We start from the raw sequence: 18,687 nt of genomic DNA, 5'->3' as shown, positions 1-18,687 counted from the left end.
TTCCGAACAGAGAAGTTAAGCCCGTCAGCGCCGATGGTACTGCGTAAAAGTGGGAGAGTAGGTCGCTGCCAATTTTATTGAGGCCCGTGTTCTGATGAGCATGGGCCTTTTTTATTGAAAAAAGTAGAACTACAGCAAATATTTTTTATTCTATATCGTTTGATAAAAAATACGACTGACCGAATGAGACCAGAAAAAGTAAAGGTTGATTTTAATGAAAAGAGTTTTTACTATAGTTTGTTACTATTTGTTATTGTTATCCCTTTTTCTGAAGCTTTTGTGAGTATTGCTGCGGCAGCGTTGCTCGTACAATCGCTATTATTTTATACCTGGCGAAAATCAAAGAACTTATACCCTGAAAAGGCTTCTGCTTTATTCCTTTTTGGTATTTTTCTGATTTACCTGCTTGGTTTAATACAAACAAATGACTGGTCGCTTTCCATTTATCAATTAAAAAAAGTTGCATTTTGGATTGTTATACCACTGGCGTTTATATTATCTCCAAAATTATCAGAAAAACAATTTTTTAACATTTTAATTGGCTTTTGTATTGCTGTCTTTATTGCGTCATTATTAGCAATTGTCAGGCTCGTATTTAAATCAGCATTACATATTACTGATTTCCGAGATATCTCTTTTATTTCACATATTCGATTTTCATACCAGGTAGCTCTGGCTATTTTCTGTACCTTTTTTCTAATTCACCAAAACATTAGCAAAAAAAAGAGTGCAGTTGTCCTAACATTACTGCTTCTTTGGTTCGTATTTTTTATTGTAGTTCTGAAGTCAATTACCGGAATTATTTCATTAGTTGGTGCTGCGAGTTTTTTCATCCTATACTATTTACTTTCAGGAAGACGAAAACTTAAGTACTTTCTTTTTGTATTACTTGTGGGAGCCTTGTTTTTTTCGGTAACATACATTAAATCAGTATGGGATAATTTTTATACCATTGAAAAATTAAATCCTGATAGGGTTGATAAACATACGCAATCTGGAAATCCTTACACATTTAAATTTGATTCGTTTGAAAAGGAAAATGGAAACTGGGTTAACAGCTACGTTTGTGATGATGAGTTGCGAGAAGAATGGAATAAACGGAGTGAATGCAAATTTGACTCTTTGGATGAACGCGGATTTACTTATCAGTCGACATTAATACGATATTTGACAAGTAAAGGATTACGGAAAGATAGTGTTGGCGTTAATAACTTAACAGATAAGGATGTAAAAGCCATAGAACAAGGATATGCCAATTACATTTATATAGATAAGAAGTTTTCTTTATATCCTCGAATTTATGAAACCCTTTGGGAGTACGACAGGTATAAAGCTACCGGAGATCCAAACGGACAATCTTTATCTCAACGCATCGAGTTTTTTAAGGCATCCTTGGAAATCATTAAAAATAACTTTTGGTTTGGTATAGGAACTGGTAACTGGAAGGAAGAATATGCGAATACATACGAATTTTTAAATTCGAATTTAAGCCCCGAAAATCAGCGATCTTCGCATAATCAATACCTGAATTACATGGTTAAATTTGGCTTAATTGGCTTTCTTATAATAATAAGCTTTTTACTTATTCCTGTATTTAGGGAGGGGCATCAAAGTAATTTGTTATTTTGGTTGTTTCTGGTTTTTATGGGTATTGCAAATTTAGGCGATGCAAATTTTGAAAGTCATATGGGACTCTCGTTTTTTAGCTTTTTTTATTGTCTTTTCTTATGGAATTCACCGGAGCTTATCCGAAATTTTAAGTTTCAAAAATAATAACGATGAATAGCTACAAAGTCTGTTTTATAGGAGCTGGAAATGTGGCAACACATCTGGCGGTGGAGCTAAAACAATTGGGACATGAAATAACCCAGGTGTACAGCAGAACGGAGGAGGCAGCAAAAATACTGGCATACAGAGTAAATGCCAGTTATACAAAATTTCCCGGCCAAATTACAACAACTGCCGATATTTATTTTGTGGCGCTGAAAGATTCTGCGCTAGAAAAGGTACTTGAAGAAGTAGTGCTTGAAGATAAATTACTGGTGCACTGTTCAGGGAGTTTGCCAATGGGTATATTAAGTAAATTTTCCGCAAATTATGGTGTTGTTTACCCTTTGCAAACATTTTCAAAAAACAGGGCAGTTAATTTTCGGGAAATACCAATTTTTGTTGAAGGAAATTCTCAAAGTAACGAAAAGTTGTTGTTTAATTTATCTGAACAACTGTCTGGTTTAGTTCAGGTTATGGAATCCCAAAAAAGAAAAAGTCTGCACATTGCAGCTGTGTTTGCCTGCAACTTTGCAAATCATTGTTATGCGTTGGCTGCACAATATCTCGATAGTAAAAATATATCATTCGAAGTACTTCGCCCTTTAATAAAGGAAACAGCACAGAAGGTTCAGGAATTACATCCGAAAATGGCTCAAACAGGCCCGGCTATTCGTTATGATGAAAACGTAATTGACGCCCATTTAGAAGAACTGAACGAAATGCCAAAGGTTCGTGAATTGTACAATTCAATTTCAAAGAGTATTTTTGAGCTTCATCAGAAAAAGGAATAGACATGTCATTTTTTAAAGAAGAACTTACAAGGGTAAAAGCTTTTGTTTTTGATGTTGACGGGGTTTTATCGAAGGATATATCGCCTTTAAACGAAGAAGGAGATCCGGTGCGAACAGCCAATGTAAAAGATGGCTTTGCTATTCGAAGCGCCGTAAAAGCAGGTTATCCAATTGCGATTATAACCGGAGGCTATATTGAGCGGGTGCGCTTACGATACGAGAAACTGGGAGTGGAATATTTTTACGACAAGGCCAGAGATAAAGTAGCTTGTTTAAACGATTTTCTGAAGAAAGTTAATGTAAAACCCGAAGACGTACTTTTTATGGGCGACGATTTGGTCGATTTCCAGGTGATGAATGCAGTTGGTTTGCCAACCTGCCCAAAAGATGCTGTAAATGAAATTAAAAGTATTTCGAAATATATCTCGGATAAAAATGGTGGAGAGGGATGTGTCCGCGATGTTATAGAACAAGCTTTAAAAGCCCAGCACAAGTGGTTTACCAACGATATGTTAAACTCCAGAGCTTTTTAGTATGAACTGGGTTCCAGCCTATCATTTTATTCTTGCGTCAAAATCGCCGCGCCGCCAGCAGCTATTAAAATCAATGGGAATTGATTTTGTAGTGAGAACAAAGGATGTTGACGAAAGTTATCCTTCTGACCTAAGGGGGCATCAGATCCCTGAATTTCTTGCAGAAAAAAAGGCAAAAGCTTTTGTTAATGAATTGAACAATAAAGATTTGCTGATTACAGCCGATACAATTGTTGTTTTAAACGGACAAGTGCTCGAAAAACCTGACGATTATGATCATGCCTATAAAACTTTATCGGCGTTAAGCGGAAAAATGCACGAGGTAATAACCGGTGTTTGCCTCAGTTCAACTAACAAATCGGTCGTGTTTTCATCTTTAACCAACGTGCAGTTTAAACAACTAACCAAAACTGAAATCGATTATTACATTACTACTTTTAAACCGTTTGATAAAGCCGGTGCGTACGGTATTCAGGAATGGATAGGCTCAATTGGTATTAAACATATTGAAGGTTCGTTTTATAATGTAATGGGACTGCCTCTTCAAAAATTATACGAGGAAATTCAAAAATTTTAATATACTCTGCCAAAAGGTTTCATTATTTCTGATGTTTTAAAACAATGAACTAAAACTATTTTCAGGGTTAACCAATCAACTGATAATTCGTAAATTGAATAGAAACTTAATTAAATTCAATAATATGAATTACAGAATAGCATTACTCATCTTAACCTTTCTTGCTGCAATTCTCTTTACCGGATGTGATAAAAAAGACGAGGCTGTTGAAGTTGGTTTTCTAATTCACGCTTTTGATAAGGAGCGGTGGGAAAATGACCGGAACTATTTTGTTGAAAATGTTCAGGAACTTGGAGGAACCGTAAAAGTTATGGATGCCGAAAATGATGCCGATAAACAGTTGGCACAGGCAAAAGAACTGCTCGCCAACGGTGTTGACGTATTAGTAGTAGTACCTGTGGATCAGTTTGCTGCTGCCGAAATAGTGAAAGCTGCTCATGCAAAAAATATTAAGGTGATTTCGTACGACCGGTTGATAAAAAATTGCAAACTCGATTTTTATGTATCTACTGATAACGTTGAAATTGGAGCACTACAGGCCAATTATTTAACAACAATTCAACCGCAAGGAAAATATGCATTAATAGGAGGTGCGTTAAGCGATAACAACAGTCAGCTTTTGTACCTTGGGCAACGAAATGTATTACAACCGCTGGTGGAAAGGGGCGATATTGAGATTGTTTTTAATGAGTTTACCGAGGCCTGGGAGGAAAATGAAGGTTACGATCATGGAAAAGCTTTATTAAAAGAGCACCCTGATGTAGATGCTATAATTGCCGGAAATGATGAGCTGGCTTTGGGGGTTATAAGAGCAACTGCAGAGGCAGGACGAGAAGGCCAGATTTTGATAGCGGGTATGGATGCCGACTTACGTAATCTGCGCGAGATTGTTGCCGGAAACCAAACCTGCACGGTATACAAACCATACGAAAAACTTGCCGCAACAGCAGCAGACCTCGCAATGAAAATGGCACGCTGCGAAGAATGTGAAAAGACTTATCAGACAGTGAGTAATGGGGAAATGCTGGTGCCAACAGTATTTCATTCCGGAATGATTGTTAACAAGGAAAATCTGCAGTTAACTGTTATTTCTGAAGGCTATCAGCGTGAGGAGGAAGTTTTTAAATAGTGAAATGGATTAGTTCTTTTTAAGGGATTTCAGTATTGAGATCCCTTTCTTTTTGCTGAAAACTTTTGTTAACTTTAAAATTGTTAAATCAGATAAAATGAGAAGTTTTTTAATTTGGGCTATCGTATTATTTGTTGTAAGCGATTTTTTAATTGCCTGTAATTCTGTGCACTCAAAACCTAAACAACCAAATATATTGTTTGCTATTTCAGATGACCAATCATTTGCGCACACCAGTTTTGGAGGGTGTAAATTTGTACATACTCCGGCATTCGACAAGATCGCTTCTGAAGGCATTTATTTTTCGAATTGTATCGCAGGGTCGCCGGGATGTGCTCCATCACGAAGTGCTATTGTTACAGGGCGCCATCACTGGCAAAACGAACAAGCCGGCCAGCATGCCTCATCGTGGTTAAAAAAAGTTGTGCCTTTTATTGATGTACTCGAGGCCAATGGATATGCTACGGGTCGTACCGGTAAGGGAGTCTCGCCATTTCAATATGCACGAACTGAAAATGACTCGCTTTGGCGAAAAACAGACGCAGGTGGTGTTGAGTATAGCCGCATTTCCTACGAAGCCGGTACTGCTGATGACGAAAGAACAGCAGAGGGGATAATCACCTTAAATTATTTTGAGAACTTCAAATACTTTATTGAAAACCAAAGATCGAACAAACCATTCTTCTTTTGGTATGGGGCAAAAGAACCACATCGGGCATTTGAAAAAGATTCGTGGAAAAGAAACGGAAAAAAACTTACCGATGCTGAGTTGCCCAACTTTTTCCCGGATCACGAAATTGTTAGGGGAGACCTGTTGGATTATGCCGTTGAAGTAGAATGGTTTGATTTGCATTTGCAACGCATGTTGAAGTACCTTGAGGAAATTGGGGAACTGGAAAATACGATTGTAATTGTTACTTCTGATAATGGAATGGCATTTCCCAGGGCAAAAGCCAACGGCTACGAGTATGGAATACATGTGCCACTTGCCATACGCTATCCAAAAAACTTTCCAGGAGGAAGAATGGTGGATGATCCAATTGGTTTTGCCGATTTGGCGCCAACTATCCTTGAAATTACTGGCATATCGGCCGAAGGTATGTTGCCCATTAGCGGAAAAAGCATTGCAAATATTTTACAAGCTGAACAGCAGGGAACGGTAAGTGCAGAAAAGAAATATGTTTATAGCGGACGAGAACGCCATTCCAGTTCGCGATACAAAAATTATGGTTACCCGGTTAGGGCAATTCGTAGTCAGGAATACCTACTGATTTGGAATATTAAACCGGAACGCTGGCCAGCCGGGGCTCCGCAGCGCATTGCACCGGGAACTCAAAATAAACGTTTACCCATGCACGGAATTGATGAGAAGGGAGTTCACCATAGCGAATGGGCTTATACTGATATCGATGGTTCGCCTACAAAATCTTTTATCATTGAAAATCGAACACAGGAAGCGGTAAGTAAGTATTTTCATTTGGCAGTTGACAGAAGACCGGAGTTTGAATTGTACCAGATTAAAGATGATCCGGATTGTTTAATGAACCTGATAAATACCAACGAGGTACTGACAGTTCAGGAAGAAATGAAAACAGCCTTATTTACTGAATTAAAGAAAACAAAAGATCCACGCGTGGTGGGGCCTGATCCCGAAATATTCGATTCATACACTCGATATAGTCCAATGCGCGAATTTCCCAACCCCGAATAATTAACCCCGGCGATACCATGCGATGACGAATAAAAAGAATTATCAATCAATCGAGATTTGAACTTGACCATTTATTTCTTTTTTATACTTTTGCATCGATTTATTTAGAACAAGTCTTAATAATTGAAAAAGCATAAAGTTACACAGGTCAGGCATTTAACCGATTATACTTTTGTAATTCGTTTCGAACGAAATGGAATGGAGTTTCAGACCGGACAATTTGTTTTATTGGGAACAAAAGGAGCGGTTGACCGACGCGAATATTCCATATACAGTGGCGAGCACGATGACTTTCTTGAAGTACTGGTGCGAGAAGTTGACGGTGGAAAGGTTTCATCAAAATTAAAACGACTTAATGCCGGTGATTTTGTAGATGTTGATGGACCATTTGGTTTCTTTAAGTTTGATCCTGCAAAATTTGCCACGCAAAAGTTTTTATTTGTTGCCACAGGAACAGGTATAAGCCCGTTTCATAGCTTCCTGAAAACACATCCTGAGCTCAATTTCAAGATGGTACATGGTGTGCGAAAAGCTGAAGAAGCCTATGATTATGAAGACTTTAAAAGAAGCAAAGTTACTTTGTGTACCTCGGGGGAGAAGCAAGGCGATTTTTATGGCCGGGTAACCGGATTTTTAAGTACGCAGACTTTCGACGAAGATACAAACTGTTTCTTATGCGGAAATAGCGAGATGATATACGAAGTATTTGATATATTAACAGGAAAAGGAATTCCGGTTTCAAATATTTATACTGAAGTATATTTTTAAATAGAAAAAGCTGTAAATAACAAGGGATAAAATTACCCTTCTTTTATGGGAAGCTTGCTGAGGAAGGAAGACTGGAGGGGGAAACCAAGTAAAAAAGATAGACAGAATGAAATATCATGTAGTAACCTTAGGGTGTCAGATGAATATGTCGGATAGTGAACGGGTGATTTCGGTGCTTGACGAGGCCGGATACGAGTGGACCGACAACGAGGAGGAGGCCGGACTAATTGGTATTTTGGCGTGCTCTGTGCGCCAGAAAGCAATTGACAAAGTGTATTCGAGAATTCACAAATGGAATAAGTGGAAGAACAATAAAAACCTGGTTACGTTCATTTCAGGATGTATTTTACCCGACGATCATGAGAAATTCCTGAAACTCTTTGATATAACTTTCCAGATGAAGGATTTGCCCGAACTGCCTAAAATGATTCGCAGCTACGGAGTAACTACGCCTACCCATCTGAATGTAGGTATTGATCCGCATAATGAGAATATTGAAGATTTCTGGAATGTGCAGCCTCATTACCAGTCGAAATTTGAAGCATTTATTCCTATTCAAAACGGTTGCGATAAATTTTGTACCTATTGTGCTGTGCCGTATACACGCGGTCGGGAAGTTTCGCGCCCATCAAAAGATATTGTTGCAGAAGTGGCTTTACTGGTGGCACAAGGGTATAAATCTATTACCTTGTTGGGGCAAAATGTAAACTCATACGGACTCGATAAAAAAGGCGAAGAACTAACTTTTCCTCAGCTGCTTAAAGAGATTGGTGAATTGGGGAACAGGTTGAAAAAGGAATTCTGGTTATATTTTACTTCGCCACATCCGCGCGATATGACTGATGAAGTTATTGAAGTAATAGCAGAGTATCCGGTTTTGGGAAAACAAATTCATTTGCCAATGCAGAGTGGTGATGATAAGGTGCTTATGCGAATGAACCGCAAACACAATATGGAAAAATATCGACATATTGTTGAAACCATCAGGCGAATTTTACCGCAGGCTACCCTTTTTACCGATGTAATTGTTGGTTTTACAGGAGAAACCGAAGAACAATTCGAGAATACACGTAAAGCCTTTGATGAATTTAAGTTCAACATGTCGTACACAGCTATTTATTCTCCACGGCCCGGAGCAACCAGTCATCGCTGGGTTGACGATGTGCCACTTGAAGAGAAAAAACGACGCCTGCATCAGTTAACCGAAGATTTGCGAAAACATAACCTGCCATATAATAAAAGCCTAATTGGACAAACAAAACGGGTTTTGGTTCGGGGCGAGGACAGAAAAGAGGGGTACCTTACATCTTACACCGAAGGAAAATTAACCATCCGTTTTGCTTGTAACGATAAATCATTGATCGGACAATTTGCTGACATTAAAATTACTTCTGCTTCTGATTTTTCGCTGGAAGGAGAGCTGCAGGAAGTGGTAGCCAGTTGCGAATAAAATGCTAAGTTATAAACTATACAGATTCTGTCTTCGATAAGGTAGAATCTGTATAATTCTTTATTGTCGACTGAAAGAAATCTAAAATTACTTTTTCGTATCCTCGTAGTGCGTGTCTACATAGTACTGTTTTCTAACTCAATGAACCAAAGTATAGATGCTAAGCCTGCAGGTATTATTCCGCCAGTATGATCGAGCCCCACCAGAGGAATATATTGTACTTGATTAGTAGAGGCGCCACCGGCAATAAATTCGGCATACTTTTCTTCTGCTACAATAGACGGAACATAGGTGTCGGCTGTACCATGATAGAGCCTTGTTTGAGATTTTGGGACAAACGCAGGCACACTGTTTTCTTGAAGCATGCTTAAAACCTCGTCATAATTTGCTTCCGAATCCCATCCGCTTAGGTATTCAGGTGTAAATAAATTGGCAATTGTTGTGGTTAACTGGTTGTTCAGGTCTTCTCCTGAAGTATTTCCATCAAACATGGTCTCAATTTTTGCAGCATAGGGTTCCTGAAAAACGCTATTTATAGGAGTTGTTAAACCTAACTGAAGGTAGCTGTTAAAAATATAAGCCAGAAAATATGGCATCGGGTATTCTGCTAAACCAACCACATATTGGTTAAGCGTTGTAAGGTTGTATGGGCCTGCACTACATGCACTTGCTTTTAAACTAAAGGCAAACGAAGCATCGGCTTCAATGGCTTGCTGAACCTGCATGGTAGCCCAGCCTCCTTGTGAGTATCCTGCAAGGTACAAATCATTATTCAGCGAGATATTTTCTTCATTCTCAACAAACTCTTCTACCGCTTTTAGCATATCGGTAACAGTTTGTACGGTTGATTCGTGATGCAAATAAGGATGAAACATTTGATCGGCCTCGCCAAATCCCAGGTAATCCGGAAGGGCGATAACAAAGCCGGTTGAACCCATCATTTTTAGAATACGAAACAGGTCGTTATTTGTATCCACCGAGGGGGCTTTGCTGTGCAAAGTGTTAGTACCGTTCTGGTAACTTATAACTGAATAATCGCCCGCAGCATCAGGTAGGGCCACTACACCCGAAGCGTTGATGGTTTCATCATTAAAAGTAGTTTTATAAGTTATTTTGTATACTTCAACACCCGATTTTACAAGGTCAGCAAGGTCAGCCAATTCCGGGTATTGTGTGGAGGCAATGGCTATTAACAGGTCAATTTGTGTTTTTGAATAGGATTCCTGTAGTGTCGCTTCAACTAAATATTCATTTCCTGTAACCGGTGTTTCTACATCGTCCATTTCATCGCACGATACAAAAACAAATGCAGCAAGGAAAAAGTAAAATAAAAATCGAATAAATTTCTGATTCATGGCTAAGAGTTTTGTTTAAGAATAAACCAAAAATAGGCTAATTTATTTTTCAAGTAAAGGATTTGGAGGAATAATTAGGAATTAAAAACACGTAAAACAGTTGCGAGGTTATTGAGATATGATTGAATTTATTAAATTTAGCATCAGAATCGATCAGAACAGGATGGAGGAAAGGCAATAATTTGTACTGAAATAAAGAGAGAAATGAAGAAATTTTTTGTACTGTTTATATTTAGTCTTTTTACTTTACTGGCTAAGCCTCAATCAACTAAAGTTTTATTAGTAACCGGAGGGCACAGTTACGACACCATTCAATTTTTTGAGTTATTTGACGAACTGAAGAATGTAGAATATGAACACTTGCAACAACCTGAAGCGAATAAAAAAATAGCTGATGGTTATGCAAGCAATTTTGATGTGTTGGTGTTTTACGACATGTGGAAAACAATTACTCCGGAACAAAAGGCCGCTTATATTCGGCTTACCAAACAGGGTAAACCCTTTTTATTTTTGCATCACTCCCTTGTTTCCTATCAAAACTGGCCGGCTTTCGAAAAAATTATTGGAGGCAAATATGTGCGTGAGTCCAAAAATGTACCTGAAGAAGAATGGTCGGATTACGAACACGATGTTTGGGTGTATTGCAGTGTTGAAAACTACACTCCGGTAACGGCTGGTTTTCATGAATTACGTTTTTTTGATGAAGTGTATGGAAACATCAGAATCTCGGAGGAAGTAAAACCATTGCTGAGAACGCGGCATCCGAAAAGTGCTGATTTTGTGGCATGGGAAAACAGGTATAATGCATCAACAGTACTTTATATTCAACCGGGCCACGATAAACGAACCTATGAAAACGAAGAATACCGAAAACTGATAAAACAAGCGATACAATATTTAAAAAATTCAGATAAATCAAAATTATAAACTTAGAGATGCGGGAACTAATTCACGCTTAACCTAAATCTCTGCTAAACCAATTTACTATGAAAGATGTAAATCAGAAACGACTTTTTGTTGCTGCTTGTCTTGCTTTGCTGGTTACAGCAATAACCTTCGCCATTCGGGCAAAAATTGAAGGGGTATTTACCGACGAATACGGACTATCAAAAGAAGATGTTGGCCGGGCTTTTGGGCCAGCGTTTTGGGGATTTGCTGTTGCCATGTTTGCCGGTGGTTATTTTATCGATTTGGTAAAAACCAAAACTATTGTTTGGATGGCTTTTGGGCTTCACCTGGTAGGAATAGTGCTGTTACTTATGGCAAAAGATTATACCTCCTTGTTTATTTCCAATGTATTTATTGGGTTGGGCAACGGTAGCGTTGAGGCAGCCTGTAATCCGCTGGTGGCTACGTTGTTCCCTGATAAGAAAACGAAAATGCTAAATCGTTTTCATGTATGGTTTCCTGGAGGAATTGTAATTGGCAGCCTTTTGGCAGCGCTTATAATGGATGCTTTAAATTTACCATGGCAGGTGTTGGTCGGAATGTTGTTTATTCCGCTGGTAATATATGGAGTATTGTTCTTTGGGCAGAAAATACCGGAAACAGAGCGGGTGGCAACCGGCGTAAGCTACAAAGAAATGATGCGGAATGTTGGAGCACCGTACACGATAACACTGGCTGTTATTTTTATGATTCTGGTAGCAACTACCCCTTCAATTGCCGAACTGGTTACAGCCAACTATGCCACTCCATTAATAATTGTTGGTGTAATAACAGCATTAATAATTGTTGAAGGACGATTAGTAAATAAAATTACACTGTTATTCCCATTTATTTTTGGATGTATGCTACTTACCGCATCAACAGAGCTGGGAACAACACAATGGATTAATGCCCTGCTTGCTGATAATGGCATTCACCCAATGATTGTTCTGGCAGTAGTTACCGGCTTAATGGCAGTGGGCCGTTATTTTGCGGGTGGACTAATCCATCGTTTAAATCCTGCGGGTGTTTTACTTGGTTCGGCAATATTTTCGGTAGCCGGACTGTTGCTCTTAAGCATTTCAAGTGGTGCGGTAATGACAGTTGTTTCAGCTGCCGTATTTGCAATTGGTGTATGTTATTTCTGGCCAACAATGATTGGAGTTGCCTCCGAATATGTTCCGAAAAGTGGCGCCCTTGGTATGTCAATTTTGGGAGGTGCAGGTTTTGTGGCTACATCGATGATATTGCCTATTATGGGAAAATCAATAGAAACTGCTGGTGCTCAGATTACTTTGCGTAACATGGCCGTATTACCCGTAATTCTTGTTGCAGCATTCATAATATTGAATATAGTTGTGCGAAAATCGCATACAAAGTAATATTTTTTTACAGGAGAATTTGAAAGGCGGATTTTGTTCCGCCTTTTTTTATGCTATATTTGCATTAAATTGTAAAATATACAATAAGATAACGGTCGTATGAAAAAACTAATTCTTTCCATCCTTGTAATGAGTGTTATAGCTGTTGCTTGTACAAAAAGCACCGACCCCGGAAAACACGCTAAAAATGAAATTGATGTAAGAGTTGAAGCCTTGCTGGCAAAAATGACTTTAACTGAAAAAGTTGGTCAGTTAAACCAGTATTCATCGCGCTGGGAGATGACAGGGCCTGCTCCTGAAAGTGTTGATTCCATGGCCCTGTATAATATGATAAAAGAAGGGAAACTGGGATCGATGCTAAATGTAACAGGGGCAATCGCAACTCGCAATATTCAGCGCTGGGCAGTCGATAGTAGCCGTTTAGGAATTCCTCTAATTCTGGCTTACGATGTAATACATGGTTATGAAACCATGTTTCCTATTCCATTGGCAGAAGCAGCAAGCTGGGAACCGGAACTGGCACAGTTATCCTCTCGAATAGCAGCAATTGAAGCTTCAGCCGCAGGTTTGCACTGGACTTTTGCTCCAATGGTTGATATTGCCAGAGATGCCCGTTGGGGAAGATTTATGGAAGGTTCCGGAGAAGATCCTTACCTAGGAGCAAAAATGGCCTATGCCCGGGTAAAAGGTTTTCAGGGTGATGATTTGTCGGCAGAAAATACCATAGCTGCCTGTGCAAAACACTTTGCTGCCTATGGTTTTATTGAATCGGGCAGAGACTACAACTCGGCTCAAATAGGAAATCCAACCTTGCACAATATTGTTTTGCCTCCGTTTAAAGCTTGTGTTGAGGCAGAAGTAGCAACATTAATGAATGCTTTTAATACCATAAATGAAATGCCGGCAACAGCAAGTAGTTATTTGCAACGTGACATTTTAAAAGGCGAATGGGGCTTTGATGGTTTTGTGGTTTCAGATTGGAATTCGATTGGAGAGTTAATACCTCACGGTGTTGCTGCCGATAAAAAAGCGGCAGCCTTACTGGCAATTAATGCCGGATCGGATATGGATATGGAAGGTAACGCTTACGTAAAACACCTGGAAGAGTTGGTAAATGAAGGACTTGTTGAGGAGACATTGGTAGACGATGCGGTAAGAAGAATATTACGTATAAAGTTTAAGTTAGGATTATTCGATGATCCATACAAATATTGTAACCCCGAGCGCGAAGAGGCGGTAATGAGATGCGAAGAACACCTTGCTGCTGCAAAAGAGGCTGCAAAAAAGAGTATTGTTCTATTAAAAAACGACAACAACTTGTTACCGCTTAACAAAGATGGTTTGAAAATAGCTGTGATTGGCGAGCTTGCCGAAAGCAAAGATGTTCCGCTGGGGAGCTGGAGGGCTAAAGCCGTAACTAACTCTGCTGTTTCTTTACTCGAAGGAATGAAAAATACGACAGGCAGCTCAAGCATAAACTTTGCAAAAGGACCGGATTACATTAATGGTTATCGTTCGTTTTTAACGGAGTTGCAGTTTAATACCACCAACCGAAATGGTATGTCAGCCGCCAAAAACCTGGCCTCAAAATCAGATGTGGTGGTTATTGCCTTAGGCGAAGATTGTTGGCAGAGTGGGGAAGGACGTAGCCAAACCGATATTGCAATGAAAGGCTTGCAGCAAGAATTGTTGGAAGAAATATATACGGTAAATAAGAACGTTGTTGTGGTACTAATGAATGGCCGACCAATTGAAATTAACTGGATGGCAGAAAATGTACCTTCAATAGTTGAGTGCTGGCATTTGGGATCTGAAGCAGGTAACGGAATTGCAGAAGTGTTATTTGGTGACTACAACCCTGCAGGAAAACTTCCGGTATCTTTTCCAAGGGCCGTTGGTCAACAACCATTGTATTACAATCATTTAAATACAGGTCGCCCAACTAATCGCGAAGGAAATGTATTTTGGTCGCATTATACCGACCAGAGTAAGGAACCGCTTTTTCCTTTTGGATATGGTTTAAGTTACACCCAATTTACTTATTCTGATTTAGCTCTTTCCGCCGGCGAAATTAACACGGGCAGCAAAATTGTAGCATCAGCAACAATTACAAACACCGGAGATGTTGCTGGAGAAGAGGTTGTGCAATTGTATATTCGCGACCTGGTAGGAAGTGTTTCTCGTCCGGTAAAAGAATTAAAAGGATTTAAAAAAATAAGCCTGAAACCGAATGAATCGCAAAAGGTATCTTTTGAAATTACAACTGAAGATCTTGAGTTTTACGGCGCGTCAGGAGAATGGAAAGCTGAGCCAGGAGAATTTAAACTATGGATTGGTCCAAATTCGGCTGAAGGCCTTGAAACAGGCTTTGTTTTAAAATAGAATTATTTCAAATAACCAGATAAGTGGCGGCTCCATATTTAATTATGTGAGCCGCCTTTTTTATCGGTGATTAACCATTGCTTACTTAACCAATACCATAACATTTTTTAACATTTGCATAATCATTTTCAGGTATCTTTGGTTGTATTTTTAATTAATTTAGCAAACGATAAAACCATATAACTTGCGCATTATGAAATCGTTTGGCAAGTTAATCCACAAATCGTACATGACATTTTTACCAACCCACTATCCGGTTCATTATTACGGTTTACCTGATGGGTACGTTTATTTGTGTTATGCGAGACTTTATGAAGAAGGATTTCATAAAACCGATCTCGAGTATGTATTTGCACGACATAACGATTTTAAGTACAATTATTTAAATGAAGTAGTAATACCAAAGGCCGAATTTAGAGCTCCTGTATATAACGAAATGGTTGATAATCCCGACCCGGATATAACAATAGTTGAAACAAGGCGTGATATAACAAGTTACGCTCAGGCCATTAAATATCTGAAATCTATTAACCAATCAACAGTTATTATTCCCAAGTTGAAACGGACAAAGCAGACACACGATAATATTCAACTCGGCGCTTAAAATGCAATATTTTTGTTTTTGCTTTTAACCCAAATAAATTCTTTATCCTTTAGAAATATTCATCAACTTTAAAAAGAGTGATGCTTATTACATTTGCCATGGCAATAAATCATGTAGCATATCTTTTTTTTAAAAACTACGTATGAGAAATCGAAAATTCATCTCACACGCACAAATTGCCAGAAGTAAAGATTAGGCCAAAAACCGTTTTGTTAGAAAAATACGGAAATATGTATTCAACTCACAATTCAGAGTTTTTAGGGAAACTACATGGAATTGTGTTACAAAATCTTTCTAATGATAATTTTGGTGTAAAAGATTTGGCCGGGAAATTACATTTAAGTCGTTCTCAGTTGCATCGGAAAGTAAAACAACTAACAGGTAGTTCGGTTAGCTGTTTTATACGTCGGACGCGCTTACAAGAAGCTGAACAAATACTTTTAAATGAACAGCGAACAATTTCCGAAATCGCCTACCTCGTAGGTTTTGGAAGTCCAAGTTACTTTAACAAATGTTTTCACGATTATTTTGGTTTAGCGCCAGGCAACTATAAAAAACACCACAATCATATGTTGTTACACGCTAATAATGCTGATTTAAAGAAACCTCTGCAAAGGCAAGTCCGAAAAACTACGAAAAAAACTTATTATTTTATCATACTGGCTTTCATAATCCTCTCCCTCATTTTAATCGCTTTTTATATGATATAAACAGTCAGATTCACTAATTCTACTTTTGTACTTCCGATTTTAATTTATGAAACATAGTTTTAAGAATCGCACATAATTTAAAGGATCAGAATATGAGTGAATCAAATGCAACATAGTTGCTAAGTCTGGCCTTTAATTTTGATGTAACTTGTTGCTTAAAAGTTCCTGGATTAAGAAAGGAGGAATAAAGGTAAAGGAACCACATTATTAATGTTAGTTAAAAAACTCAGAAAGCCATGAAAAAGTTAGTTTTAATAGTACTGGCTATATGTTTGTGTATGCTGGTACTTGGTCAAAATGAAACTCCAAACCTTCACAACGAGATTGATGAAGTTGAAATTAGTCCTCCTTCTTTTACCGGAATACGGGATTTTTCGGATTATTATGCTGTTGATGCAAATTATTTAAAACAATATCTGGCCACAAATATTAATTATCCTGATGACGCATTAAATTGTGGGCGAGAAGGAACTGAGGTAATTAAATTTAAAGTAAATGCATTAGGGAAAGTTACCGATATCCATATTGTCAATAACGTTTGTCCAGCAATTGATAAAGAGATTCTTAGAGTATTGGAAAATACAAGTGGAATGTGGAAGCCGGGTATTAAAGATGGAACTCCGGTAACCATGGAGCAAGAAGTTTCGATTGTATTTTCTGTGTCTGATAGTCCGGTTAATGCAAGAGCGAGATTTCTTGAAATTGCTTCCTCATGCTTTACCAGAGGTACCGAAGCATTTTACTTGAAAGGAAAATCTAAAAAAGCAGAACGTTTATTTTCACAGGGAATTCGATATATGCCTCATGACCAAAGCCTTCTTCTTCTTCGGGGCTTGGCACGCTACGAACAGGGTAATATCGATGGTGCAACAGAAGATTGGGAAAGACTTTTTGAATTAGGTCAGCTCGACCTAACTTCTGAATATCTGGTTAGAGCAAAAGGAATGAAAGCGTACGATGCGGTAATCGCTATGTTAAAAGAAAAATAACCGATTATTCAAATAGCTTCAGTTTAAAGAACAATGAACCCGGAGATTTTTTGCCGGGTTTTTGTATTTATTCAAATAGGGCTAGAGTTTTACACATTTACTATTTTATCATTAAATAGAACAATATTTTATTTTCAAAAAAAAAATAATTGATTTAATAATGAGTTGAAATTCAGTTGAATATTTCCCGGGTATTGTGTCTTGTCATTGCTTGAATAATTTGATAAGACATTGATACTTGTTCTTAGCCTGATATAAAATACGGGTTGCACTATCAGTAATTTACCTAAAATATGCTTAAATGCATATATTTATTTGTTTATATAAAAAAGAATTATTTAATTTGCTGGTGATAGGTCGTTCAGGCCTATTGTGTGTTTGGGGGTTAACATTAATAAGGGCAGTTGTTGAACTGCCCTTTCTTTTTATCCCTCTAACAAAACTATCTGTTGTAATATTTTGCCCAATATGTTTCTTTGCTTTCGGATTAAGATAATTGGCTTAAATCTGCTGGTGTAATTGCTTAGGCTGTCTAAGTGATTTGCTGAAAATGGCTGAATTGTATTGGCCTTTAAAGGTTTTTAAGTTTTGAATTTGTATTTTTGATAATGATAGATCGTTCAGATCTATCGTGTGTTTGGGGGTTAACATTTATAGAAAGGGCGGTTGATGAACTGCCCTTTCAACTGAACCTTAAATACGAATAAATTTGGCACAATTCTTTTACATCTTACAAGAACGTAAGAATATAATTTAAGGCAACTGTTGAGTTGCCTTTTATTTTTCCCAGAACCTTCATTTATGGAGATGCAACCGGCAATGCATGCATCTATGCTAAATCTGTATATATCCAGAAATATGTAAAAAACGTTGAGTGAAAATGAGTTTCATGTACTGTTAGGTTTAAATAAATAAAACGCCAGGAATTTTTTTATGTGAAACCTAACAGGCGACATATGCAAATGGACCTGCTGGTTAAAAACAAATTGCCTTTTGTCATAACCTATAAAGGAGACCAAACAAAATAGCTGTGCTTTGCTGGTGATGAGAGCCAGGTTTTTTAATTAGAAATAGCTTCAAATTAGTCAATATCATTTAGCAAAGTGTTAATCTATTTTGGCAAGACTGGTTCTATATGAGAAAAATGTCCCAAATAGAGACAGTTTGTTTTGTTTTTGGCATGGTTAAGTTATTGTTATACAGTTGTTAAGAGTTTTTGGCCTGATGGTTGCTTTAAGAAGTACAAATTAGGAAAATAAAATATAGGGTTTGTATAACAGGGTAGAACGACTTCTAATTTGATTGGTTCTGTATTAAAGGGTTTGTAAATTATCAATCATCATTAAAAAGCGTCCTTTAGTTCTACCCTTTCTTCTTTTTTACACTTAAGTATTATGTAAAATAAATTTTCAATTTAAGTGAATTTTGATCTCACAACAAGAACTCCGGGATTAACAGTATAAAAAAACCGTTCATCAACATGAACGGTTTTAAGTTTTACAAACCACTTCAAAAAAGCGTACTGAAAAAGTAGAACCATACAACTATGGATCACCAACAGTATTTTAATATTCTTTTGATCTAGCGTCCTTATGTAAAAGTACAACAA

The 18,687-nt window shown here is 37.8% G+C and carries 15 protein-coding genes; 14 read left to right on the top strand and 1 reads right to left on the bottom strand.

Annotated features, from left to right (window positions below; genetic code table 11):
- Window positions 1-114 precede the first annotated feature (114 nt).
- The 8 genes from QZ574_RS15975 (at window position 115) to miaB (ending at window position 8,729) form a co-directional block, all read left to right on the top strand.
- A complete protein-coding gene (locus QZ574_RS15975; protein WP_297091343.1) occupies window positions 115-1,773 on the top strand; it encodes an O-antigen ligase family protein in 1,659 nt (552 codons plus the stop codon).
- Window positions 1,774-1,778: 5 nt separating this feature from the next.
- Window positions 1,779-2,561, top strand: coding sequence for a Rossmann-like and DUF2520 domain-containing protein (locus QZ574_RS15970; protein ID WP_297091342.1), 783 nt, complete (start codon window positions 1,779-1,781; stop codon window positions 2,559-2,561).
- A 2-nt stretch (window positions 2,562-2,563) separates the two neighbouring features.
- Window positions 2,564-3,094 carry an HAD-IIIA family hydrolase gene (locus QZ574_RS15965; RefSeq protein ID WP_297091340.1) on the top strand — a complete coding sequence of 177 codons (531 nt, stop codon included), beginning with the start codon at window positions 2,564-2,566 and terminating at the stop codon, window positions 3,092-3,094.
- A gap of 1 nt (window position 3,095) precedes the next feature.
- Window positions 3,096-3,671, top strand: coding sequence for a Maf family nucleotide pyrophosphatase (locus QZ574_RS15960; RefSeq protein WP_297091338.1), 576 nt, complete (start codon window positions 3,096-3,098; stop codon window positions 3,669-3,671).
- 124 nt (window positions 3,672-3,795) lie between these two features.
- On the top strand, window positions 3,796-4,800 hold the full coding sequence (locus tag QZ574_RS15955; protein ID WP_297091336.1) for a substrate-binding domain-containing protein: 1,005 nt from the start codon (window positions 3,796-3,798) through the stop codon (window positions 4,798-4,800).
- Between the two features lie 97 nt (window positions 4,801-4,897).
- A complete protein-coding gene (locus QZ574_RS15950; protein WP_297091334.1) occupies window positions 4,898-6,511 on the top strand; it encodes a sulfatase in 1,614 nt (537 codons plus the stop codon).
- 123 nt (window positions 6,512-6,634) lie between these two features.
- Entirely contained in the window at window positions 6,635-7,279 is a 645-nt protein-coding gene (locus QZ574_RS15945) for an FAD-binding oxidoreductase (protein ID WP_297091332.1), read from the top strand.
- 106 nt (window positions 7,280-7,385) lie between these two features.
- Window positions 7,386-8,729, top strand: a complete 1,344-nt coding sequence (gene miaB, locus QZ574_RS15940; protein ID WP_297091330.1) for a tRNA (N6-isopentenyl adenosine(37)-C2)-methylthiotransferase MiaB — start codon at window positions 7,386-7,388, stop codon at window positions 8,727-8,729.
- A gap of 116 nt (window positions 8,730-8,845) precedes the next feature.
- On the opposite strand, the gene QZ574_RS15935 is transcribed toward miaB, so the two are convergent.
- Window positions 8,846-10,084: a prolyl oligopeptidase family serine peptidase gene (locus QZ574_RS15935; protein WP_297091329.1), complete on the bottom strand. Its 1,239-nt coding sequence runs from the start codon at window positions 10,082-10,084 to the stop codon at window positions 8,846-8,848.
- Window positions 10,085-10,288: 204 nt separating this feature from the next.
- Here QZ574_RS15935 and QZ574_RS15930 point away from each other — a divergent pair, with 204 nt between their 5' ends.
- From QZ574_RS15930 to QZ574_RS15905, 6 genes are all read left to right on the top strand, one after another.
- Window positions 10,289-11,011 (top strand): ThuA domain-containing protein, encoded by a 723-nt coding sequence (locus QZ574_RS15930; protein ID WP_297091326.1) that lies wholly within the window; start codon window positions 10,289-10,291, stop codon window positions 11,009-11,011.
- 59 nt (window positions 11,012-11,070) lie between these two features.
- Window positions 11,071-12,393, top strand: coding sequence for an MFS transporter (locus QZ574_RS15925; protein WP_297091324.1), 1,323 nt, complete (start codon window positions 11,071-11,073; stop codon window positions 12,391-12,393).
- A gap of 99 nt (window positions 12,394-12,492) precedes the next feature.
- On the top strand, window positions 12,493-14,775 hold the full coding sequence (gene bglX / locus QZ574_RS15920; RefSeq protein ID WP_297091322.1) for a beta-glucosidase BglX: 2,283 nt from the start codon (window positions 12,493-12,495) through the stop codon (window positions 14,773-14,775).
- 193 nt (window positions 14,776-14,968) lie between these two features.
- A complete protein-coding gene (locus QZ574_RS15915) occupies window positions 14,969-15,379 on the top strand; it encodes a hypothetical protein (protein ID WP_297091320.1) in 411 nt (136 codons plus the stop codon).
- A 176-nt stretch (window positions 15,380-15,555) separates the two neighbouring features.
- Window positions 15,556-16,089, top strand: a complete 534-nt coding sequence (locus QZ574_RS15910) for an AraC family transcriptional regulator (RefSeq protein ID WP_297091318.1) — start codon at window positions 15,556-15,558, stop codon at window positions 16,087-16,089.
- A gap of 236 nt (window positions 16,090-16,325) precedes the next feature.
- Window positions 16,326-17,078, top strand: coding sequence for an energy transducer TonB (locus QZ574_RS15905; protein ID WP_297091316.1), 753 nt, complete (start codon window positions 16,326-16,328; stop codon window positions 17,076-17,078).
- Window positions 17,079-18,687: the final 1,609 nt, after the last annotated feature.

The organism is uncultured Draconibacterium sp., assembly GCF_913063105.1.
In the GTDB taxonomy this organism is placed as follows: domain Bacteria; phylum Bacteroidota; class Bacteroidia; order Bacteroidales; family Prolixibacteraceae; genus Draconibacterium.
This window is presented reverse-complemented; position numbering and strand designations above follow the sequence as displayed.

Bases quoted from the DNA above. Each gene is read 5' to 3' on its own strand.
- QZ574_RS15935 (WP_297091329.1), bottom strand. From the start codon at position 10,084: ATGAATCAGAAATTTATTCGATTTTTATTTTACTTTTTCCTTGCTGCA.
- QZ574_RS15950 (WP_297091334.1), top strand. From the start codon at position 4,898: ATGAGAAGTTTTTTAATTTGGGCTATCGTATTATTTGTTGTAAGCGAT.
- QZ574_RS15930 (WP_297091326.1), top strand. From the start codon at position 10,289: ATGAAGAAATTTTTTGTACTGTTTATATTTAGTCTTTTTACTTTACTG.
- QZ574_RS15915 (WP_297091320.1), top strand. From the start codon at position 14,969: ATGAAATCGTTTGGCAAGTTAATCCACAAATCGTACATGACATTTTTA.
- QZ574_RS15955 (WP_297091336.1), top strand. From the start codon at position 3,796: ATGAATTACAGAATAGCATTACTCATCTTAACCTTTCTTGCTGCAATT.
- QZ574_RS15925 (WP_297091324.1), top strand. From the start codon at position 11,071: ATGAAAGATGTAAATCAGAAACGACTTTTTGTTGCTGCTTGTCTTGCT.
- QZ574_RS15965 (WP_297091340.1), top strand. From the start codon at position 2,564: ATGTCATTTTTTAAAGAAGAACTTACAAGGGTAAAAGCTTTTGTTTTT.
- miaB (WP_297091330.1), top strand. From the start codon at position 7,386: ATGAAATATCATGTAGTAACCTTAGGGTGTCAGATGAATATGTCGGAT.
- QZ574_RS15905 (WP_297091316.1), top strand. From the start codon at position 16,326: ATGAAAAAGTTAGTTTTAATAGTACTGGCTATATGTTTGTGTATGCTG.
- QZ574_RS15970 (WP_297091342.1), top strand. From the start codon at position 1,779: ATGAATAGCTACAAAGTCTGTTTTATAGGAGCTGGAAATGTGGCAACA.
- QZ574_RS15960 (WP_297091338.1), top strand. From the start codon at position 3,096: ATGAACTGGGTTCCAGCCTATCATTTTATTCTTGCGTCAAAATCGCCG.
- bglX (WP_297091322.1), top strand. From the start codon at position 12,493: ATGAAAAAACTAATTCTTTCCATCCTTGTAATGAGTGTTATAGCTGTT.